This window comes from Klebsiella sp. 10 (assembly GCF_018223925.1).
GTDB classification, from domain to species: domain Bacteria; phylum Pseudomonadota; class Gammaproteobacteria; order Enterobacterales; family Enterobacteriaceae; genus Klebsiella; species Klebsiella pneumoniae.
Genome location: NZ_JAGRRB010000002.1, coordinates 114,480 through 134,951 on the forward strand (window position 1 = coordinate 114,480; position 20,472 = coordinate 134,951).

19 protein-coding genes are annotated in these 20,472 nt (G+C 59.0%); 4 read left to right on the forward strand and 15 right to left on the reverse strand.

Annotated elements, in window-relative coordinates; translation table 11 throughout:
- The first annotated feature begins 5 nt into the window (after positions 1 to 5).
- Positions 6 to 704, forward strand: coding sequence for a GntR family transcriptional regulator (locus KHQ26_RS03505; protein WP_002904825.1), 699 nt, complete (start codon positions 6 to 8; stop codon positions 702 to 704).
- A 5-nt stretch (positions 705 to 709) separates the two neighbouring features.
- Here the strand turns inward: KHQ26_RS03505 and KHQ26_RS03510 are convergent, their stop codons facing one another.
- Positions 710 to 1,453 (reverse strand): sulfite exporter TauE/SafE family protein, encoded by a 744-nt coding sequence (locus tag KHQ26_RS03510; protein ID WP_002904827.1) that lies wholly within the window; start codon positions 1,451 to 1,453, stop codon positions 710 to 712.
- 111 nt (positions 1,454 to 1,564) lie between these two features.
- On the opposite strand from KHQ26_RS03510, the gene KHQ26_RS03515 reads away from it, so the two are divergent.
- Together KHQ26_RS03515 and KHQ26_RS03520 are read left to right on the forward strand one after the other, a co-directional pair.
- Positions 1,565 to 2,449, forward strand: coding sequence for a LysR family transcriptional regulator (locus KHQ26_RS03515; protein ID WP_020804968.1), 885 nt, complete (start codon positions 1,565 to 1,567; stop codon positions 2,447 to 2,449).
- Positions 2,450 to 2,560: 111 nt separating this feature from the next.
- Positions 2,561 to 3,436: an NAD(P)-dependent oxidoreductase gene (locus KHQ26_RS03520; protein ID WP_002904832.1), complete on the forward strand. Its 876-nt coding sequence runs from the start codon at positions 2,561 to 2,563 to the stop codon at positions 3,434 to 3,436.
- 82 nt (positions 3,437 to 3,518) lie between these two features.
- Here the strand turns inward: KHQ26_RS03520 and KHQ26_RS03525 are convergent, their stop codons facing one another.
- From KHQ26_RS03525 to KHQ26_RS03590, 14 genes are all read right to left on the reverse strand, one after another.
- Positions 3,519 to 4,676, reverse strand: a complete 1,158-nt coding sequence (locus KHQ26_RS03525; protein ID WP_020804964.1) for a CdaR family transcriptional regulator — start codon at positions 4,674 to 4,676, stop codon at positions 3,519 to 3,521.
- Positions 4,673 to 5,848: a glycerate kinase gene (locus KHQ26_RS03530; protein WP_029496893.1), complete on the reverse strand. Its 1,176-nt coding sequence runs from the start codon at positions 5,846 to 5,848 to the stop codon at positions 4,673 to 4,675. The genes KHQ26_RS03525 and KHQ26_RS03530 overlap by 4 nt, the downstream gene beginning before the upstream one ends.
- 13 nt (positions 5,849 to 5,861) lie before the next feature.
- On the reverse strand, positions 5,862 to 7,232 hold the full coding sequence (locus tag KHQ26_RS03535) for an MFS transporter (protein ID WP_004176181.1): 1,371 nt from the start codon (positions 7,230 to 7,232) through the stop codon (positions 5,862 to 5,864).
- Positions 7,233 to 7,308: 76 nt separating this feature from the next.
- A complete protein-coding gene (locus KHQ26_RS03540) occupies positions 7,309 to 8,187 on the reverse strand; it encodes an SMP-30/gluconolactonase/LRE family protein (protein ID WP_020804974.1) in 879 nt (292 codons plus the stop codon).
- A 13-nt stretch (positions 8,188 to 8,200) separates the two neighbouring features.
- Complete coding sequence (locus tag KHQ26_RS03545) at positions 8,201 to 9,538, reverse strand: MFS transporter (RefSeq protein WP_002904838.1); 1,338 nt, start codon at positions 9,536 to 9,538, stop codon at positions 8,201 to 8,203.
- A gap of 135 nt (positions 9,539 to 9,673) precedes the next feature.
- Complete coding sequence (locus KHQ26_RS03550) at positions 9,674 to 10,864, reverse strand: thiolase family protein (RefSeq protein ID WP_004179834.1); 1,191 nt, start codon at positions 10,862 to 10,864, stop codon at positions 9,674 to 9,676.
- Positions 10,865 to 10,875: 11 nt separating this feature from the next.
- On the reverse strand, positions 10,876 to 11,610 hold the full coding sequence (fabG, locus tag KHQ26_RS03555) for a 3-oxoacyl-ACP reductase FabG (RefSeq protein WP_004190119.1): 735 nt from the start codon (positions 11,608 to 11,610) through the stop codon (positions 10,876 to 10,878).
- An 11-nt stretch (positions 11,611 to 11,621) separates the two neighbouring features.
- On the reverse strand, positions 11,622 to 13,214 hold the full coding sequence (locus KHQ26_RS03560) for an acyl CoA:acetate/3-ketoacid CoA transferase (RefSeq protein ID WP_004148394.1): 1,593 nt from the start codon (positions 13,212 to 13,214) through the stop codon (positions 11,622 to 11,624).
- A complete protein-coding gene (locus KHQ26_RS03565) occupies positions 13,211 to 14,767 on the reverse strand; it encodes a class I adenylate-forming enzyme family protein (protein ID WP_016946369.1) in 1,557 nt (518 codons plus the stop codon). The genes KHQ26_RS03560 and KHQ26_RS03565 overlap by 4 nt, the downstream gene beginning before the upstream one ends.
- A 248-nt stretch (positions 14,768 to 15,015) precedes the next feature.
- The gene (locus KHQ26_RS03570; protein WP_004176179.1) at positions 15,016 to 15,405 is read right to left on the reverse strand and encodes a VOC family protein; all 390 of its coding nucleotides are present in this window, start codon (positions 15,403 to 15,405) and stop codon (positions 15,016 to 15,018) included.
- Position 15,406: 1 nt separating this feature from the next.
- A complete protein-coding gene (gene fucP / locus KHQ26_RS03575; protein ID WP_002904849.1) occupies positions 15,407 to 16,741 on the reverse strand; it encodes an L-fucose:H+ symporter permease in 1,335 nt (444 codons plus the stop codon).
- 36 nt (positions 16,742 to 16,777) lie between these two features.
- On the reverse strand, positions 16,778 to 17,719 hold the full coding sequence (locus KHQ26_RS03580; RefSeq protein ID WP_004176178.1) for a ribokinase: 942 nt from the start codon (positions 17,717 to 17,719) through the stop codon (positions 16,778 to 16,780).
- Positions 17,720 to 17,730: 11 nt separating this feature from the next.
- Positions 17,731 to 18,420, reverse strand: a complete 690-nt coding sequence (gene alsE / locus KHQ26_RS03585) for a D-allulose 6-phosphate 3-epimerase (RefSeq protein ID WP_004151641.1) — start codon at positions 18,418 to 18,420, stop codon at positions 17,731 to 17,733.
- Between the two features lie 109 nt (positions 18,421 to 18,529).
- On the reverse strand, positions 18,530 to 19,330 hold the full coding sequence (locus tag KHQ26_RS03590; protein ID WP_004143408.1) for a DeoR/GlpR family DNA-binding transcription regulator: 801 nt from the start codon (positions 19,328 to 19,330) through the stop codon (positions 18,530 to 18,532).
- Between the two features lie 362 nt (positions 19,331 to 19,692).
- On the opposite strand from KHQ26_RS03590, the gene deoC reads away from it, so the two are divergent.
- The gene (gene deoC / locus KHQ26_RS03595) at positions 19,693 to 20,442 is read left to right on the forward strand and encodes a deoxyribose-phosphate aldolase (RefSeq protein ID WP_004190109.1); all 750 of its coding nucleotides are present in this window, start codon (positions 19,693 to 19,695) and stop codon (positions 20,440 to 20,442) included.
- Positions 20,443 to 20,472: the final 30 nt, after the last annotated feature.

The window sequence follows — 20,472 nt, forward strand, 5'->3', positions numbered from 1 at the left end:
TAAAAGTGATTTATAAAAAGATTGCCACTGAACTGAGGACCCGCATCAACAGCGACGACTATGCCGTCGGCGATATGCTGCCCAGCGAAAAAGCGCTCGCCGCGGAGCTGAAGGTCTCGGTGATGACGCTGCGCAAAGCGCTGGCGCTACTGGAGGAAGAAAAGTTGATCGCGCGGCGGCACGGCAGCGGAACCTGCATTGTGCGTAAAAGTAACTATCATGGCGGGGAACTGGAGGGCTTTAACTACCAGATGCAGGTGGTGGGCGTCACCAACTACCGTAACAAAGTTATTGAATTTACGCTGCTTGATGCCCCGCCAGCCATTGCCCAGCAGTTAAAGATCCAGCCGGGGGAGAAAGTGTATTACGTCAGACGGCTGCGGCTGATCGATGAGGTCCCAATCCTGGTGGAAAACAGCTATATCCCCTTCGCCACCTTCCCCTGGCTCAGCGTGGGTAACCTCGAGCAGTCTAAGTTCAACTATTTCAAAAAAGAGTGCCATATCACCATTATCGAGAGCCACCGCAGCTATACCCCGGTGCTGGCGACCCGTGAGCAGGCGGAGCTGCTGCAGGTGGCGCCAAACAGCCTCCTGCTGCGGGTGCAGTCGATCAGCTACGCCCAGAACCGGGCGATCGTCGATTTCTCAGAGATCTACCAGAACACCAGTAAGTACAATGTGAAGCACATTACCCGCCGCTAGAGGATTCAGACCAGCCATCCCCGGGCGATCAGCTCTATCCCCAGCGCCAGCAGGAACAACAGAAAGCCCTGACGAAAGCGCTGCGGGCTGAGACGCGAGCGGATCCGCTGTCCCAGCCACATGCCGAGCAGCGCCGGCAACAGCGCCAGCGCCGACAATAGCCATGCATCATCATGCCAGCCATCGTGCAGGGCGAGGCCAGCCGCCAACGCCAGAGTGGAAAGGGTGAACGACAACCCCAGGGCCTGCACCAGCTCGTCGCGACGAAAGCCCAGCGCCTGTAGCCAGGGAACGGCCGGAATAACAAATACCCCGGTCGCCCCGGTGATAACGCCGGTCAGCCCGCCCATGAGCGGCGACAGCCACTTCTCCACGCGGCCGGAAACCTGAAACACCGGACTGCAGAGCGCATACCCGGCATAGACTATCAATGCGGCGCCAAGCGCCAGCGCCGACCACCGAGGATTGAGGCCGATCAGCAGTGAGGACCCGGCCAACGTGCCAATAATAATCCCGGTCATCATAAGCCAGAGACGGCGTACAATCTGCGCCAGCGCCGGGCCTGCCAGTAACTGCCAGAGATTGGTGAGCAGCGAGGGAAGCACCAGCAGCGCCGCTGCGGCCTGCGGCGGCATCAGCAGGCCAAGCAGGCCCATCGCCACGGTGGGCAATCCCATGCCGGTCACCCCTTTGACCAGCCCGGCGGCAATAAAGATCAACAGGAAAGAGATCGTGTGTAAATCGAACATTATGGCTCACTTTTCAGGGTAGAAAGGGGCATTGAAACAGCTGGTCGTGAGGGCCACAATGCGGTATGTTGGCCATAGACTACGGAAAAACCGAAGGGAAAGGAGGGCCTGATGCGACTGGATCTGGCCGATCTGCGGCTATTTATCGCCATCGTGGATACCGGCAGTATCACCGGCGGAGCGGCGAATGCCCATCTGGCCCTGGCGTCCGCCAGTGAGAGGCTGCGCAAGATGGAGGCCGAGATCGGCGTGCCGCTGTTGCACCGTCATGCCCGCGGGGTGACGATGACAGAGGCCGGGGAGATACTGGCGCGCCATGCCCGCCCGCTTCTTGCGCAGCAGCAGCGTCTGCGCCAGGCGATGCACGCCTTCGCCTGCGGTCAGCGGGGGACGCTGCGCCTGTTCGCCAACACCTCGGCGATGTCGGCCTTTCTGCCGGGGAAGCTCGCCGCCTGGATGGCAGCGCACCCGGCGGTGCAGATCGAAACCGAAGAACGCACCAGCGCGGATATCGTCAGCTGTATCCTGGCGGGCGTGGCGCAGGCCGGAGTGGTGTCCGATGCGGTCGACCCCGGGCCGCTGCGCCTCGATCCCGTCGCTGACGACCCGCTGGTGCTGATCGTGCCGCCAGCTCGCCCTCTGGCCGAAAAACAGGAAGTGGCGTTTGCGGCGGTGCTCAACGAGCCGTTGGTCGCCCTCTATCAGACCAGTGCGCTACAGCAGCATATCGAACAGCACGCAGCTGAACTCGGCCAGGCGCTAAACGTTCGGGTCAGGATGAGCCATTTTGCAGGGCTTTGCGAGATGGTGGCGCACGGCGCCGGCGGGGCGATCCTGCCGCGCGTTATTGCCGAGCGTTACCGGCAGCGCTATTCGTTTGCCGTCATCGGGTTACAGGACCGCTGGGCGCAGCGCCGTTTGTGCCTGTGCTACCAGGATGACGCCAGCCTGTCGCCAGCGATGCGCCGCTTACTGGAATGGCTTCGTCAGCCTTGAGAATATCAGTGACAGTGTCACTTTTCATGCCCGTTATTGCTACTGACATCCGTGCCAGAGATGCGATAGTAGAGGTCCGCTTTTATTAAGACGCGAATCAGGACAGACAAGATGAGTACATTACCAAAGGTCGCGGTGCTGGGACTCGGCGCCATGGGACACGCTTTTGCCAGTAACCTGCTGAAAAACGGCTTTACCGTTGCCGGCTGGAACCGTTCGCCAGCCCGCGGCGAAGATTTACAGGCGCATGGGTTATCTCTGCACGCCACGCCGCAGCAGGCGGTGGCCGATGCCGAGGTGATCATCAGTATGCTCGCCGACGGCGAGGCCACCCTCGAGGTACTGGCGCAAATCGCGCCCGCCTGTCAGCCGCAGGCGATCTATTGCCAGATGGGCACCATTGGCCTGCCGGAGACCCGGCAGGCCATCGCGTTGTTGCGGGAACTTCAGCCAGCGATGACCTATATTGATGCCCCGGTGTCGGGGACCAAAGCCCCCGCGGAGAAGGCACAGATCCTGGTGCTCGCCAGCGGCGATAGGGAAAAGGGCGCCGCTGCCGAACCGGTGTTTGCGGCTATCTCCCGCGGGACGCAGTGGTTTGGCGAGGCGGGCAACAGCCAGAAAATGAAGCTGGTCCTCAATGCCTGGCTGATTTCGATGATGCAGGGCATCGCGGAAAGCGCCCAGCTGGCGAAGACGCTGGGCTTCACCCCCGACCAGCTGTGGAGCGCCCTGGAAGGCGGCCCGCTGGCGGCGCCCTATGTCAAAGTGAAACTGGACGCCATCGCCAGCGAGCAGTTTACCCCGCAGATGCAGCTGGCGCATGCCCTGAAAGATGCCCGGCTGGCGCTTTCCCTGGCCGAGCCGCACACCATGCCGGGGCTGGAAAACATCGCCGAACTGTGGCAGCAGGCGGCGGACGCGGGATATGCCGGAGAGGATTTGTCTGCGGTATATCAGTGGCTGTCGCCGTCGTCAAAAGCGTAGTTTCCTACCCACGCCAGGAAAGAAGTGGCCATGGTGGCCACTTATCCTGGCGGATGGGGCATCAATTCGAATCTATCGTACGTTAGCTTAAGCTATCAATCCATTCGCTCTGGCGCGGATTCAGCCGGCGATAACAGTGTACCGACACCGCCAGCTGCGTCAGGTCGGTGAAGACCATCGGATCGAGCTGTATATGCTTTTTAATTTGCTGCAGCCGATAGGTGAGCGTATTACGATGAATCCCCAACAGCAGCGACGTTTTGCCCGGTTCGGCATTATTGGCAATAAAGCTGCTCAGGGTATCCAGCAGCACTTCTCCGGAATCATGCTCAAGCAGCTGGCGTACGTTATTGATAAAAAAATTGACCATATAGCTGTCTTCCAGCACCCTGAAAAGGCAGAGCATTGCCATTTCGCGAAAGTAGTAGATCTGCCGCTGCGGCTGCACTTTGCTACCCACTTCGATCACCGAGCGGGCGAACCGAATGGCCTCGCGAATGTCCGGGGCGCTGTCCGCCTGCACGCCAATTCCGATATAGTAATGGCTTATCTGATTACTCAGTACAAACTCAATGCCCCGCAGCAGGGTTTCCTGGGCTTCGCTTAGCGCGTTGAGGATCAATATTTCATGGCTGCCCAGCAAAATAACGTCACTTACGCCGGAGAGCTGCGAGAATTCCCGCAACAGCGTACTCAGTATGTCGCTTAACTGATGCTGTTCGACCTGCACGGTCACTACGATCGGAACCCGCGGTGTATCAAAATCGAAACCAAGTTCCAGCAGGCGATGAAGCGCTTCTTGCCCGGCGGGCGTAGCCCCTTGTTCCAGATACTGACAAAACAAGGTGTCACGCAGACGTTGCCGCCAGTTGGTTTCCCGCATCTCTATGGCCTGGCGGACCAGCAGTTCGGCGGTGAGCACCGCCAGTTCAGCATAGCGGCTTATCGCCGCGGGATCGCCGCTGATGCCTACCACCATCACCACGCGATCGTCATAGATAATGGGATGATTAATACCAGGATGCACGTTGTGAAAACGCGCGGCTTCCGCGGCGTTGTTAATACAAATGCGTTTCCCGGTGCGTATTACCTCCCGGGCGACTTCATGCTGTTCGCCGATACGATGCCGTTCACCTGAGGCAATGATCTGTCCATGATGGTCAATCACATTCACGTTATGATGAATTATCGCCATTGCCCGGGCGACAATTTCATTAGCCAGCGCTGTTGTAATAATCATACAGTTATCCGCTTATGTGCCTCTCCGCGCCACCCGCTCAGAAAGGTTCGTAGAACATTCTCCGCGGCGTCGGCGAGGAGCGGTTCGCATGTGTTCATCGACTCTGCCAGCGCCATAGGGCGCTGGCAAATAGACCACATTGCGTCAATATGGTGTTGATATAATTGCCGGCTGCTCTCATCACGCCCGCCGCAAAGGGCCACAACCGGCACGCCATGGCGTGCGGCTTTGCCTGCCACGCCCACCGGGGCCTTACCAAAGGCGCTCTGCCGATCGAGCCAGCCTTCACCCACGATCGTCAGCGCGGCATCGCGAAGATGGTCGTCGGCGTTAAGCAGCTCCAGCACCAGGTCAATGCCCGGACGCAGCGTGGCGCCGGTATAGGCGATAAGCGCAGCCCCCATACCGCCCGCGGCCCCGGCGCCGGGCCGCTCGCTGACGTCGAATCCGAGGGTTTGCGTAAGCAGCTGGCTATAATGCGCCATTCCCGCCTCCAGCTCGCTGAGCGCCGCCTCGTCCGCGCCTTTCTGCGCCCCATACACCCAGGTGGCGCCATGCTCGCCAAGCAGAGGGTTAGTGACATCGCAGGAGGCCTGTATTTCGCTTTGCTGTAGACGCGGGTCCAGACCGCTCAAATCGATGCGCTGAATATGCGCCAGGTCCTGACCTGCCGCGGGAGCCGGCAGCAGGGTGCCGTCCTTACGCCAGAAGCGCGCGCCGAGCGCCTGGGCAAAACCGATGCCGCCATCGTTGGTCGCGCTGCCGCCCAGGCCGATAATCAAATGCCGACACCCGGCGTCCAGCGCCGCCTTTATCTGTTCGCCCAGCCCGTAGCTGCTGGCCTGACGCACATCCCGCTGCGCTGGCGGCGTGAGTTCGAGCCCACAGCTTTGCGCCATCTCGATAATGGCCCGCTCGCCGGGCAGGATCAGGAAATCCGCCTGCAGGGAGAGGCCATAAGGCGAGGTACAGCGCTGCTGTTGCCACACCGCCCCCTTAAGCAACGGACTATCCGCCAGAGTCGACAGCAGTCCCTCTCCGCCGTCGGACACGGGCATTTCGACCAGCTCCAGCGTCTGGTCAACCCGGCGCAATCCCTGGGCTACCGCTGCGCAAGCGGCCTGCGCGCTACAGCTACCTTTAAACGAATCCAGCGCGATAACAATCTTCATACGTTCTCCTGCGTTAATGCGCTTTGCGCGGCGTTTTATCGGTGGTCATGAGCTGTAATAACATCCCCAGCAGCGCACATCCCGCCATGGTAAAGAAGGCGTAGATATAACCCGCTGGATTTTCCCAGCCGCCGCCAAACTGAATGAGCCAGCCCATAAGCAATGGCGAAATGCCGCCGCCGATAAACATCGCCGTGGTGATAATTCCGTTAGCGGTAGAGGTGGCGCGTTCTTCGGCGGAGTCCGACGCCATGGCGTAGTAGATAGGCCACACGGCGTTGGCCACCAGGCCAAAAAATAGCTGAATGGCGATAAGGCGCGGCATATTGGTGGCGAAATAGAACAGCGCAATGCCGATACTCATCCACAGACCGCAGACGATCAGGGTTCGTTTACGGCCAAAGCTATCCGACAGCCAGGGCCAGATTACCTGACCCAGGGTACCGGTAAGCGTGAAGATAATACTCAGCCCGGCGGACGCCGCCAGCGACAGGCCGGAGACGTGATAAAGATACGGGGGCAGTACAACGTTAATGCCCATATAGACGATTTGCGTCAGCAGGGTATTGCCCGCCGTCAGCGAAATATTGCGGTTGCGCAGGGTGCGTAAAAAGGTCTTCATCCCTTCGCCTTTGGCGACATGGCTGCTTTCCTGCGTCGCCGGGCGCGTCAACCCCTGGCTGTCGATATGCTGATAAAGCGTGTTGATGCGGTCGGCGGTAGAATATTTTGCCCAGAAGATCATTAGCGGGATGGCGACGAGCAGCGCCAGCAGGAAGCAGTAGCGCCAGCTGCCTTCGCCAAACGTGGCAAGCACCAGGCTTGCCACCACGCCGCTCAGCAGCGCGCCAATCGGATAGCCGGTATGATGCACCCCCAGCGCAAAACCGCGCTTCTCTTTCGGCCACCACTCCGCGGTGTTGCTGACGCCGACGGGTTCGCCCCAGCCGGCCCCAAGGTTGACGCCCACGCGCAGCAGCACAAAGGCCGTCAGCCCGTGGCTGATCGCTTTAATCCCGGAAATAAAAGACAGCGCGGTATAGCCCAGCACCAGCGGTACCTGAAAGCGCGCTCGTTTCCAGCCAGACCCGTAGCGATCGCTCCAGATGGAGCCGGGAATATCCAGCACCGCAAGGGCTACCATGATCAGGGCGACGATATTGCCCCACTGTTCCGGCGAGAGCGAGAACTCCTTAGAGATGACCGGGCCAAGGCGCAGGATCATCTCGCGATCGTAGGCGTTAAGCACCCAGATTAGCCAGCAAACCAGTAGCGAAACCCAGGAGAAGCGATGTATCAGCCGCTTTTTGCCACGTTGTTCGCCGGCAGGTGTGTGATTGATTGTTGTCATAGTCGTGTTTACTCCGCGGCGTCGCGACAGCATGATGCGCGCCGCCTGGTGTCAGGGTCAGAGTCAGTTCGCCGGGTATTATTGTTATCGCGGCGAGCCGGTGATTCGTTTAGCCGGCGAAGCGCCGTTCCGCTACGCCGGTCACGCCCAGGTCGTAAATGGCGAACAGGCTGCCGCGCAGCTGATTATCTTCCGGGAAGCGCGGCAGGGGCGGCTGCGCCATGGAGGTGACGTACAGCACATCAAGGTTTTCGCCGCCGAACATCACGCTGGTCACTTTTTTCACCGGCATCTCAATGATGCGATCGACCTTGCCCTCCGGGGTATAGCGCACCAGCTTGCCCGCGTAGACCAGTGCGTTCCACAGATAGCCTTCGCTGTCCACGGTGGCGCCGTCCGCCGCGCCGCCTTCGCTGCGATCGACATGGCAAAAGACCCGTTCGCCGGAAAGATCGCCGGTCGCGGTGTTGTAGTCCCAGGCGCAGATTTCGCCCGTCCAGGTATCGGCAAAATAGAAGGTCTCGCCGGAGGGGCTCCAGCAGGGGGCGTTAGAGACGATAATGCCTTTCTTCAGCACGTGCAGTGACAGATCGGCGTCCAGGCGATATAGCGCGCCGCTCGGTTCCTCTTCGCGCATATCCATTGACCCGAACAGAAAGCGTCCCTGACGATCGACTTTGCCGTCGTTGAGCCGGTTAAAGGGTCGGTCCGCTTCCGGATGGTGCAACAGCGTCAGCTCGCCGCTGGCGAAGTCGAGCAGATGAACGCCATTCTGCAGCGCCACCACCGCGCCTTCGCCGCTCTGGCGCAGGGCGAAAGAGCCAATTTCCTGTCGCACGTCCCAGCTCTTGATCGCGCCGCCCTGCGCGTTGCAGGCGAACAGGCGCCCGTCGAGGCTGTCCACCCACCAAAGACGCTGCTGTTCGACATCCCAGACCGGGCTTTCGCCGAGTCGGGTTTTTAAATCCAGTAACACTTCAATGCGCATAATGGCCTCCTGATTACACTTTTTCGCCGTGGGCCTGTTTCGCCGATACGGAGCCTGGGGATGAGGAACTTTTGAGAAACAGGGACACCAGCGCGCCGATAATCAGTAGCGCGACAGCGAACCATAAGCCGGACGTTGCCGCACCGGTGCGGTCCTCAAACGCGCCGAGAATAAACGGCCCGAGAAAGCCCCCGCACAGCCCGAGGCAGTTGAGCAGGCCGAAGCTGCCCGCCAGCATATGCCCGCTCATGATGGACGGGAGCCAGTTAAAGATGATGGATTGCATAGCGAAGAACATGAAAGCGGCCAGCGAGAAGCCAAGCAGCGCCACACCGTGGCCGGCAATGGCGCCAATCGCCATGCCGGTCGCCATGACCAGATATCCGGCCATCAGCATGCTGCGGGAACGCTGTTCCGTGCGGGCGAATCGCGGCAGCAGGATCCCACCCGCGGCGGCGGCAATCCACGGGATGGCGGTCAGCAGACCAACCTGCAGCGGAGTAAGCTGGCCCCAGCTACCGATGATCCCCGGCAGGAAATAACTCAGGCCGTAAACCGAAAACTGATGGGTAAAGTAAATCAGCACCAGCAACAAAAAGACTCGGGTGGACAGCGCGTTTTTCAGGGAGAAACGGCTCGGCGTATGGCGCGTTTCCTCGGCTTCTTTCGCCAGTACCGCGTTAATGGCTTGCACATCGTCGCTGTCCAGCCAGCGGGCGTCGGCTGGTTTATCCGGCAGTCTGCGCCAGACGACGAACGCCAGCGCTATCGCAGGCAGCCCTTCGATAAAGAACATCCACTGCCAGCCGTGCCAGCCGGACATGCCATCAAGGCTTAATAACAATCCGCCCAGCGGCGCGCCGATAATATTGGCCAGACAGACCCCCAGCAGGAACAGGCCGGTGGCTTTTGCGCGCTCTTCGCGGCCAAACCAGAGGGTGAGGTAGTAAATAATGCCCGGATAGAGTCCCGCTTCGGCGGCGCCGAGCAGAAGGCGCATCACGTAAAAGGATGTAGGCCCGGTGACAAACGCCATACCGCAGGAGAGGATGCCCCAGGTAATCATGATGCGAGCTATCCAGCGCCGTGCGCCAATCCGGGTGAGAAACAGGTTACTGGGGATCTCCAGCACTGCGTAGGTGAGAAAAAACAACCCGGCCCCGAGGCCGAATGCGGTTGCGGAAAGGCCGATATCCACCGACATGGTCGCTTTCGCCATGCCAATATTGGTACGATCAATAAAGCTGATGATGTACGCCACGATAAGCAGCGGCATCAAATGGCGGTAGATTTTTTTATGGGTGCGTTGCAGCTGCGTCCCGTTTACCGCCTTTTCATTTATTGCGGACATGGTTATTATTTCCCCGTATTCGTGGTCAGAAGCCTTGCCGGGATCGAGACGATCCCGTTCGTCAGCTCACAGGTTGTCGCCGGGTGCTGACCCGAACGACGCCCGGCCCGAAGCCCCACTTCGGGCCGTCTTTTGCTAAGCGCCTTCGCGCTCGAACAGCATAGAAATCCCCTGGCCGCCGCCGATGCACATGGTGACCAGACCAGTGCGTGCGCCGCTGCGCGCCATTTCATACATCAGTTTGACCGGCAGAATCGCACCGCTGGCGCCTACCGGGTGGCCGAGGGCGATCGCGCCGCCGTTGACGTTAACGCGGGCCGGGTCGAGACGCAGATCGTTCATCACCGCCAGCGCCTGAGCGGCGAAGGCCTCGTTGAGTTCAATTAAATCAATGGACTGCACATCTATATTGAGACGGTCCATCAGGCGTCGGGTAGCGGGAGAGGGACCAAACCCCATAATCTCCGCTCCGCAGCCGGCGACCGCCCAGCCGCGAATGCGCATGCGCGGGGTTAAGCCGCGTTTTTCCGCCTGCTGGCGGGTCATCATCACCAGCGCCGCCGCGCCGTCGTTAATGCCCGATGAGTTGGCCGCCGTCACCACGCCGTCGGCTTTAAACGCCGGACGCAGCGTGGCGAGCTTTTCACGCGGGGTGTCGCGCGGGTGTTCATCGGTCGCAAACAGGCGGGTCGCTTTTTTGCCGTCCGGCACCTCAAGGGCCAGGATCTGCTCGCGAAAGCGACCCTCCGCGATCGCCTTCAGCGCCTTCTGCTGGCTCGACCAGGCGAAATCGTCCATCGCTTCGCGGGTAATACCGAAGCGTTGCGCGACGTTTTCCGCGGTGATGCCGTTGTGATAAGGGCCTTCCGGCCAGGTGAGAATGGAGATCAGGCCATCTTCCAGCTCGCCGTGGCCCATGCGATAGCCATCGCGCGCTTTACGCAGGTAGTAGGGCAGCTGGGTCATATTTTCAGTGCCGCAGGCGACGACCACCTCGGCCTGGCCGCTTTGCAGCTGCATCATGCCGTCCGCCAGGGCCTGAAGTCCGGAACCACACTGGCGGTTAACGGAATAGGCGGTGCTCTCCTGCGGGATCCCCGCGCGCAGTTGGCAGATGCGGGCGATAAAACCGCTTTCGGCGATTTGCCCGACGTTGCCGACGATCGTTTCGTCGATATCCTGCGGCGCAATCCCGGCGCGGGCGATCGCTTCGCGAATGACGGCGGCCCCAAGGTCATGCTGATGGGTATGTTTAAGACTGCCGTTAAACGTGCCAATAGCGGTACGGACGCCGCTGACAATCACAATATCATTAGCCTGGGTCATTGTTTTTCTCCTTACAGCACCATGCCGCCGCCGACGTTAATCACTTCACCATTGATATAGCGCGCGCCATCGGACGCCAGAAACGCCACACACTCGCCGACGTCTTTCGCCTCGCCGGCGTAACCCGCGGGAATTTTGCTGATCATGATTTGCCAGACGTTTTCCGGTACGCCGCGCGTCATGTCGGTGTCGATAAAGCCCGGGCAGATGGCATTCACCGTGACACCTTTTTTCGCCAGTTCGCGGCAGGCGGTTTTGGTCATTCCCACCACGCCGGCTTTTGACGCCGAATAGTTGGTTTGCCCGACGTTGCCAAGCCAGCTGGCGGAAGCGATATTGATAATGCGGCCCGCGCCGCGCTCGCGCATGCGGATAGCGGCCTGCTGCATACAGAGGAAAGTGCCTTTCAGGTTAATGTCGATAACCGTGTCCCAGTCCGCTTCCGTTAATTTGTGCAGCATGGCGTCGCGGTTGATTCCGGCGTTATTCACCAGAATGTCTACCGGGCCAAACGCCTCTTCGGCCTGGGAAAACAGGGCTTCGACCTGCGTTTTTTCAGCGATATTGCAGCTGATAAACAGCGCCTGTGCGCCCGATTCGCGCAGGGAAGCGGCGGCGGCTTCGCCGTGTGCATCACGATCGGCGATAATCACTCGCGCGCCTTCCCGCGCAAGCACCTGGGCAATGCCAAAGCCGATACCGCGTGCGGCGCCGGTGACAATGGCGGTTTTACTGGCAAGTTTCATAGCAACGTTCCTTATGAGTCAGAGGATGAATTCCGGGACAGATGTTCCGCGAGACCGCAGGGCGGCGGGGCGAACAATCGGCTGTCCATAACCTGAAGATCCGCGGCGATCGCCGGATGAAAATCCATATGCGCCAGGATGTCGCGCTCAAGATCGATACCGGGGGCGATTTCCGTCAGCACCGGTCCTTCCGGGCGCAGTTCGAAAACCGCCCGTTCGGTGACGTAATGCATGGTTTGTCCTTTGGCGCGGGCCAGTTCGCCGTTGTAAGAAATCTGGTTTACCCCGGCGACGAATTTACGCACTTCGCCTTCGCGGCGGATATGCAGCGCCCCGTGTTCACAGGCGATCTCCAGCCCTTTGGCGGTAAAAGAGGAGCAGAACACGACGTGGCGGGCATTCTGGGTGATATCGATAAAACCGCCCGCGCCGGGGCAGGATGCGCCGAGCCGTGTGGCATTGACGTGCCCGTGCGGGTCAATCTCGCCGGCGCCCATAAAGGTGATGTCGACCCCTGCGCCGTTGTAGTAGAGCATTTGATCCTGGTGGCTAATCATCGCGCTCAGATTACGGCCGATACCGAAATCCACGCCACCCGCCTGCTGCCCGCCGTAGATCCCTGACTCGACGGTGATGGTGACCTGCTCCCCGAGCTGTTCCTCGTGAATGATGGCGCCAATCACGTCATTGGGAATACCGGTGCCGAGATTGATGACGCAGCCGGGGGTCAGATAGCGGCAGGCAATCCGCCCGATAAGCTTGCGCAGGTCCAGCGGCAGCGGCGCATTCTGCGCGGCGGGCAGCTGGATATCGCCGCACAGCGCTGGGTCGAAGGCCCAGCTTGAAGTCTGGCGGTGATCCGTCTGCGGCTCTTCGCATACCACGATGGCGTCGATCAGGTTGCCGGGAACGGTGATGCTTTTCGGATGCAGCGAGCCTTTCGCTACGCGATATTTCACCTGCGCCAGCACCTTCGCCCCGTAGCGTCTGGCGGCGAGAACGGCGTGCAGGACTTCCAGCTTCATCACCTCTTCATCGGTCGTGAGGTTGCCGTCTTCATCAGCATGGGTGCCGCGCACAATGACCACGTCCAGAGGAAGAGCCGGATAAAACAGATATTCGTCGCCGCGAAACGTGACGTGCTCGATCAGATTGGGTCGTTCGCGGGTGCGGGCGTTCATCCTTCCGCCCTCTATGCGCGGATCGACAAAGGTACCGAGACCGACGGGAGAAAGCCGCCCCGGCAGTCCGGCGGCCATCGCGCTATAGAGATGAACGATCTGCCCCTGCGGCAGGCACCAGGCTTCCACTTCGTTGTTGTTGATCATCGCCATCCAGCGCGGCGCCAGGCCCCAGTGCGAACCGATAAGGCGGGTCACCATACCCGGATGGGCAAAGTGCTGGATACCGCGCTGGCGATCGCTTTGCCCTGCGGCATGCAGTAGCGTCAGGTCACGCGGTTCGCCCGCGGTCAGAAAGCGCGCTTCGATGGCGCTTAAAATGGACTCCGCCGCGCCGATAAGCGTCATCCCGACGGTGCAGACGGTGTCGCCGCTGGCGACCCACCGCGCCGCCTCATGGGCGTCGATAAATTTGCTGCTCACTTTTTATCCTCCGTTGATAGCGTGATGATGGATTCTGCGAGACGCGTTTTGAGCTGCTGTTTGCTCACTTTGCCGTTGTGGGTACGCGGTAAAGCACGGGTGAAAATAATGCGCGCCGGTAGCTTAAAACGGGCGATTTTGACCTTCAGCCAGTCAAGGATCTCTTCGCTGGTCAGGTGATGCTGGCCATCCGGCACGATAAACGCCACGGGCTCTTCGCCGTAGACCGGGCTGGGGGTCGGGATGACGGCAACTTCCCGTACTCCCCGATAGGTAGAGAGAATGTTTTCCAGCTCCAGTGAGTAAATTTTCTCGCCGCCGCGATTGATCATGTCCTTGCTGCGGTCTTTGATGTACAGCCAGCCTTCGTCGTCGAGATAGCCCAGATCGCCGGTACAAAACCAGCCCTGCGCATCGCAGCTCGGGCGTCGCTCGCTGTGCTGCCAGTATTCGCGGATCACCACATCGCCTTTTAGCCAGATATGGCCGATTTGTCCGGCGGGGAGGGGCTGCTGGCGATCGTTGCGGATGGTAATGGCGAGACCCGGGATCGCCTGACCTGAACTGCCGCATTTATCGCTGCCCCAGACGTCGCCCGGAAAAATCGTCGCAGGCGAGGTCGTTTCGGTGAGGCCGTAGATTGGCTGAATCGCGGTATGCGGGAACAGGGTTTTTAACTCCTTGATCAGTCCATCGCTCAGGTGGCCAGCGCCGCAGGCAATCGTGCGCAATGCCGGAAAATCGCTGGGATGGTTGACGCTCTGCTCACGCGCAGCCTGGCAAAGAAGGATAAAAATGGTGGGCGAGCCGTGCAGAAAGGTAATGTTCTGCTCGCGCAGGGTGGTGATCACCTGCGGGGCATTGAACCGATGCTGCAGCCAGATGCTCGCGCCGAGGCTAATAAACAGCGCCAGCAGCGCCGACAGGCCGGTGATGTGATAGATAGGAACCGCCAGAATGGTGCTATCCGCGGCGGTGAGATTCAGTTTTTGCGTATAGGCGTCAATCGCGCAGAGCAGGTTATTGTGGGTGATAATCGCCCCTTTAGGCTCTCCGGTGGTGCCGGAGGTGAACATCATCACCGCCGTATCGTCGCGGTTAACCGGGACCGGCGGGCGGGTCAGCGGTTCGGGAAGGCAGAGCGCCTGCCATTCGCTGAGTGAAACCGCACGCGCGTCAGGGGTGTTTTTCAGCCAGTCCTGTACGGTCGCATCGAACAGGACAACCCGGGGAGCGATATGGCCTACCAGCGCCTCGCTTTCGGCCTGCTTAAGCTTGGTGCTGAAAGGCACCACTTCGATGCCCAAACCCAGCGCGGCAAAAAGGACTTCGCAAAAAGCGGGGTGATTGCCCCAGGCCAGCAGAATACGGTCGCCTTTGCGCAGCGACCAGCCGCGATCAAGCTGCGCCATCGCTCGCTGTACCCGCAGATGAAAATCGCGGTACAGATAGCGCCGATCCTCAAACGCCAGCGCCAGGGCATCCGGGCTGCGGGCGGCGCTGCGGCTCAGGGCCTGGTACAGATTCTGGAAGTCGGCGGAGGTGCTGTTCATGTGTCTCTCCTGATATCGCGTATTGAGTAGGAGTAGTCTGGGGAAATTCAGGAGAGGAAATTGCCGAATGGCTCACAATAGAAAATCAACAAAACAGAAGCAATTTTGTAACATTGCACAATGGGCAGGAGAGACCGGGTGGGGGAGAGATATCCGCGAATCAAACCGACGTGAATAATGCCAGAGGACGCTATCTTTTAGACCCGTATTAACCGGGCCTAAAAGAGTGAAGGGGTCAGCCCTGCCGCTTAGCGTTTACAGGCATCGAACTCGAGCCGTTCGCCATCGGGGCCGCGAATAAGCAGGAAGCGCACGTTGTCTTCTTCTATCGGCCCTTCATCGAGCGGATAACCGAGCGCCGCCAGCCGCTGCTGCACCGCATCCAGGTCGCTGACTTCCAGCGCCAGATGATCGATACCGCAGCGAGGGGCGTCAAAGGGCGTTCCAGCGGGAAGCTGATACAGCTCGAGGACGGCGCCCGCCATTTCCAGGAACGCAACTTCAATAGTGCCCTGTGGCGATGGCTTGCTAAACCGCTGCTGGCGCTGAAAGCCCAGCGGTTCATAGAAGGCAAGCGAACGCGTTAAGTCACTGACCTGATAGCCAATATGAGCAATCGTGTTGATAAGTTCGCGCATGTTATACCCCCTTACGCACGCACCAGAAGCCGTAGAAAGCGACATACACAAAGCACAGGAGCGGAGCGATAAAGGCGATTTGCATATTGCCGCCGTTCATATCCGAGATAATGCCCATCACCAGAGGAATTACGGCCCCGCCGATAATCGACATCACCACGATCGAGCCTGCGGTCTGGGTATCTTTCCCCATCCCTTTGATCACCAGACCAAAGTTCGTCGGCCAGCATGGCGCCATACAGAAGCTGACCAGAATGAGCGCATAGACCGCCAGCATTGAACCGCTGAAAACGGCAATCAGTAACAGGGCGGTGGCGGCCAGGGCAAACGTTCCGAGCAGCATCGCCGGATTCAGACGGTTCATCAACCAGGTGGCCACGGTTTTTCCCACGGCGTAAATCACCAGAGAAGCCAGCAGCCAGTAAGTCGCGGAGTGCTCGCTGGTGCCTTGCTGCACGAGCTGCACAAAGCGAATCGTGAAGCTCCATACGCCAACCTGGGCGCCGACGTACAAAAACTGCGACAGGATCCCGAGGCGAAAGCGCGGGATAGCAAACAGGCGTTTCAGCGTTGGCCCCATGCTTTCCGTCGGGAGTTGCTGTTGTTGAGCGGGCGCGCCCTTGCACGACGGGAATTTAATAAACACGAACACCAGCGCCAGCACCACCAGTACGGAGCCGATAATCAGATAGGGCCCGACCACCTGACCAACCATCTGATGGCGTGCAACGTCTGCAGCGGCGGCGGGCATCGCCAGCAGTTGTTCATGACTCGGATCGTTTTCGCCAAAGACCATCAGCTGGCCAATTAATACGCCGGAGATCACGCCCAGCGAGTTGAAGATCTGCGAAAAGTTAATACGCTGGGTGGAGGATTGAATCGGACCCAGCAGGCTGGAGTAGGTGTTTGCCGACGTTTCCAGAAAAGAGAGTCCGCAGGCGATCACTCCGAGGCAGGCGAGGAATGCGCCGTAGGTCATGATCTGTGCGGCCGGAACGAACAGGAAGCAGCCGAGGGCGTACAGGCACAGCCCAATAATAATCGCCGCTTTATAGGAAAAACGCTTAATCAGCGCCGCCGCGGGCAGGGCGACAAAAAAGTAGCCGAGGAAAAAAATCGACTGCACCAGCGCTGTCTGGGTATCCGTTAAATCGAAGCCCTTTTTAAACTGGGCGATCAAAATATCATTCAGGTTGCCCGCCATCCCCCATAGCGCAAACAGGCAACAGACCAGTAAAAATTGCAGCCAGGGGGTATGGGGTAAATACGCACTGGTGTCCAGTTTTTCTTTTTGGACCGCTGCGTTATCGACCTTATCCGTGATTAGCGTACTCATTGAGCTATCCTCTTAATGTTTTTTATACAGTAGGGTTTATGCCATTTCATAATCAGCGGCGGCACGGAGAAGCCGTTCCTGTGCCTCCAGGTACTCAGGTAAAGATGAGGCGCCTTGCTTTTCGACACTGACGGCGGCATAGGCCGCCGCGAATCGGGCTGCGGCCTGTAGCGGTTCCCCGCAGGCCAGCCGCGCCGCCAGCGCGCCGTTGAAGGCATCGCCCGCACCGGTAGTGTCTCGGGGGTGAGAAGGAAAGCAGGGAATAGGGGATTTCACCCCATGCTCGCTCAGCAGGGCGCCGCTGGCGCCGAGAGTGATAATGACGTTGCGCGCGCCCTGAGCATGTAACACGTCGGCGGCCTCAGCCGCGGCCGTCAGACTGTCAACCCGGCGTCCGGTCATTAACCCGGCCTCCGTGGCGTTCGGTGTAAGTAAATCCACTTTGCGTAGAAGGGCGTGCTCAACGGGCTGCCAGGGCGCGGGATTGAGTATTACCAGGGCCCCGGCTTGTTTGCCGGCGTCTATGACCTGTTCAATAGCAGAAAGATTGTTCTCCAGCTGAACCAGAACCACATCCGCGCAGCCGATAGCGGGAATGCAGCCGGCGATTTCATCATCGGTCACCGTCATATTCGCGCCGGGATCGACGGCAATCATGTTTTCGGCATCGTTACCGGCGACATAAATCAGCGCATTGCCGGTGGGGATCTCTTCGGCGACCAGCAGCGTCACAGCATTGAAGCCCACGCCTTTCAGATGACGGCGGGCAAAATGGCCGAAGGTGTCATTGCCAATCTTGCCGATATAGTGGACATTTGCTCCCGCTTTTAGCGCGGCGGTGGCCTGGTTCGCCCCTTTACCTCCGGCGCTGGTCATACTTCCGCAGGCCACTAACGACTCACCTGGTACCGGAAAGTGATCCACCCTGGCGACCATGTCGAAATTGAATGAACCAAAAACACAGACTTTTCCTGACATCATTCGCTCCTCTATACCAGCTCGGGGGAGTGCAGCGCGGCGGACAGTTCGCGGGACATGGTTTCCCAGGCCAGCTCGAGCGGCATATCAGCGCGGAATAAACCGCTGCTGCCCATCACCAATATCTGTGCGCCGGCGCCCAGCAGCGCGCGGTAGGTGTTGCGGTTACAGGAGCCATCGACTTCCAGCAAGAAGCGGAGGCTGCCGGTCTCTTTGAGCTGATGAAGCTGCGTAATTTTGGCGAGCATTTCAGGAATAAACGGCTGACCGGCATAGCCTGGGTCGACGGTCATCACCGTCACCTTATCGAGCAGATGCAGATAGTGCTGGATGCTCTCAACCGGTGTGGCGGGATTGAGCACCATTCCCACCTCTTTCCCCGCCTGACGAAGCATATTGATAACCCGGAACGCTTCGCGGCAGATGGTCTCCGGATGCAGTGAGAAGGCGTCTGCGCCGGCGTCTAACAGCGCCGGTATAAACGAAGCGGGCGCTTCGACCATCAGATGGACATCGATAGGAAGCGAGGTGTAGGGACGGATCTGCGCCACAAAGCTGGCCGACAACGCCAGATTTTTGACATAGTGGCCGTCCATGATGTCGACATGCAGCCTGTCGGCTTTGCTGTTTAGAAAGCGCAGCTGTTCCGTCAGCTTCATCATGTCCATACACATCAGCGAGGGAGAAAGGTAATAACGCATAAGGCCTCATTTATTCCGGTGGTGGCTGAATTCAGGCAAAGTCTGGCCCTGCCGCGGTAAGCAGCGTTTCGACATTGCGCGTATTAACCGTCACGTCATGACGGCGTACTCAGGCGATTTGCAGGCTGACGTTATGCCAGGTCATCTCTTTTTCCAGCAGCGGATCGACAAACCTTTCAGTCACCAGACAGTCCAGCTCGCCCAGTCCGCCGATACGCGCGACGCCTGTTCGCCCCAGCTTGCTGCCGTCGACCAAAGCCACAGTCTGACGCGCGGCCAGCAGCATCTGTTTCAGCAGGGCGGCGTGGGCTTGCGTACCCGCATACAAGCCGCTATCGCGCTCCAGCCCCTGGCAGGAGAAAAAGAGCGTATCAATGGCATATTCGCGTAGCGTTCGTGAGGCGGTTTCCCCGAAGAACGACTCTTCGGTCGGGGAGAAATCGCCCCCCAGCCCGACGAGATGCAACGAGCGTCGGCTCATCAGAGTTTGTAAGATGCGAATGGAGGGCGTAATCACCGTCAACGCCATCTCCGGCATCTGCCGGGCCAAAAACCAGCTGGTGCTACTCCCGTCCAGGACAATGGTCTGTCCCGGTTGGAGAAACTGCAGTGCTTTACGGGCCACGCGCATTTTGCCTTCGCTGTGCAGCAGCGTTCTGTGCTGAAAGCTTCCCTGGCTATCTTCAACTGGCAGGGCGGACGCCGCCGCCCGGGTCGCCGGCAGCGGATTTTCCGCCGCCAGCGCTCCACCGTGGCTTCGGGTTAAGATCCCTTTGCGTTCCAGCTCGCTCAGATCGCGGCGAATCGTTTCCCTGGAGACCCGAGTCGCTTGCGCAATCTCATTCACCCGCATGACGCCGTGTTGGCCCAGCAGTTCAACAATCAAACGATGACGTTCCAGCGGCAACATAGCTCTCTCCTGAAGTACATAATCAGATTACCTTTCCCTTGCGCAGAGCGTTGAGACCTCGGGAATGTCCCACGAAGGCAAGCTATCCGCAGCCGAACACTGTGATAGCGCACGCATTTCGCTTCACTTCCGTCAGCGGTTTGCGCTATTTCGCCCGTGATTCAGGCATAAACAAAAACAAACAAAAATAAATGCAAGATTGCTTTTGCGCCCATTTATGCCCGATTACGCCTGCTCTGCAAGGTTAACGCTTATTTTCTGCTGCTAATTAAAAACAAATGAAAATAAAAAAATGCTAATTTGATCACGTTATTTTCATTTAATGCGTTTTTAAATGGATTTAAGCCAAATGTCAGCATTAAATGAAAGCAATTAAAAACAAAGGACAGGATAAGACCATGAATGAAACAACCCGTCGTTTTGCACGTTTAGTTGATCTGAGCGCAGTTCAGGCCACCAGTACCGAAGCGGATGTTCGCGCCTGCGCCGAGCTGGCTGCCAGATACAACATTATTTCCGTCCACGTACTGCCTTGCTGGACGCGCTTTCTCAGTACGTTGCTGCCGCAGCAGGGTACGGGAGAGGTGATGATTGGCGGTCCGGTCGGCTTTCCCGGCGGTGGGCATACCACCGATACCAAGGTTCAGGAAGTGCGGCAGCTGATTGCCGACGGCGCTCGGGAAGTGGATATGGTCGTGAATATCGGCAAAGTGCTCTCCGGCGATTATGACTATGTGCGCGAAGATTTGCGCCGCGTGGTGGAAGCCGCCGCCCCGGTACCGGCCAAAGTGATCCTTGAAACGCACTATCTTAATGAGGAGCAGATTCGTCGCGTGTGCGAAATTGCCGTAGAGGTGGGGATGAAGTGGGTCAAAACCTCTACCGGCTGGGCGCCCACCGGCGCCACGGTGGAAAAAGTCAGCATCATCGCCGACCAGCTTAAAGGCCGAATCGATATCAAAGGCGCCGGGGGCATTCGCGATCTGGCCACGGTGCGTGCGCTGTACCAGCTTGGCGTGCGCCGCTTTGGCATGAGCCATGGCGCGGTAACCAAGGTGCTGGCTGAACTGGAGCAGCACCCGGAACGTTTTCCCGAGCTGAACGCCGATTAAACTGAGAAACCGCGGGCCTGGTGGCCCGCC

Bases quoted from the DNA above. Each gene is read 5' to 3' on its own strand.
- KHQ26_RS03510 (WP_002904827.1), bottom strand. From the start codon at position 1,453: ATGTTCGATTTACACACGATCTCTTTCCTGTTGATCTTTATTGCCGCC.
- KHQ26_RS03515 (WP_020804968.1), top strand. From the start codon at position 1,565: ATGCGACTGGATCTGGCCGATCTGCGGCTATTTATCGCCATCGTGGAT.
- KHQ26_RS03520 (WP_002904832.1), top strand. From the start codon at position 2,561: ATGAGTACATTACCAAAGGTCGCGGTGCTGGGACTCGGCGCCATGGGA.
- KHQ26_RS03525 (WP_020804964.1), bottom strand. From the start codon at position 4,676: ATGATTATTACAACAGCGCTGGCTAATGAAATTGTCGCCCGGGCAATG.
- KHQ26_RS03530 (WP_029496893.1), bottom strand. From the start codon at position 5,848: ATGAAGATTGTTATCGCGCTGGATTCGTTTAAAGGTAGCTGTAGCGCG.
- KHQ26_RS03535 (WP_004176181.1), bottom strand. From the start codon at position 7,232: ATGCTGTCGCGACGCCGCGGAGTAAACACGACTATGACAACAATCAAT.
- KHQ26_RS03540 (WP_020804974.1), bottom strand. From the start codon at position 8,187: ATGCGCATTGAAGTGTTACTGGATTTAAAAACCCGACTCGGCGAAAGC.
- KHQ26_RS03545 (WP_002904838.1), bottom strand. From the start codon at position 9,538: ATGTCCGCAATAAATGAAAAGGCGGTAAACGGGACGCAGCTGCAACGC.
- KHQ26_RS03550 (WP_004179834.1), bottom strand. From the start codon at position 10,864: ATGACCCAGGCTAATGATATTGTGATTGTCAGCGGCGTCCGTACCGCT.
- fabG (WP_004190119.1), bottom strand. From the start codon at position 11,610: ATGAAACTTGCCAGTAAAACCGCCATTGTCACCGGCGCCGCACGCGGT.
- KHQ26_RS03565 (WP_016946369.1), bottom strand. From the start codon at position 14,767: ATGAACAGCACCTCCGCCGACTTCCAGAATCTGTACCAGGCCCTGAGC.
- KHQ26_RS03570 (WP_004176179.1), bottom strand. From the start codon at position 15,405: ATGCGCGAACTTATCAACACGATTGCTCATATTGGCTATCAGGTCAGT.
- fucP (WP_002904849.1), bottom strand. From the start codon at position 16,741: ATGAGTACGCTAATCACGGATAAGGTCGATAACGCAGCGGTCCAAAAA.
- KHQ26_RS03580 (WP_004176178.1), bottom strand. From the start codon at position 17,719: ATGTCAGGAAAAGTCTGTGTTTTTGGTTCATTCAATTTCGACATGGTC.
- alsE (WP_004151641.1), bottom strand. From the start codon at position 18,420: ATGCGTTATTACCTTTCTCCCTCGCTGATGTGTATGGACATGATGAAG.
- KHQ26_RS03590 (WP_004143408.1), bottom strand. From the start codon at position 19,330: ATGTTGCCGCTGGAACGTCATCGTTTGATTGTTGAACTGCTGGGCCAA.
- deoC (WP_004190109.1), top strand. From the start codon at position 19,693: ATGAAAGCAATTAAAAACAAAGGACAGGATAAGACCATGAATGAAACA.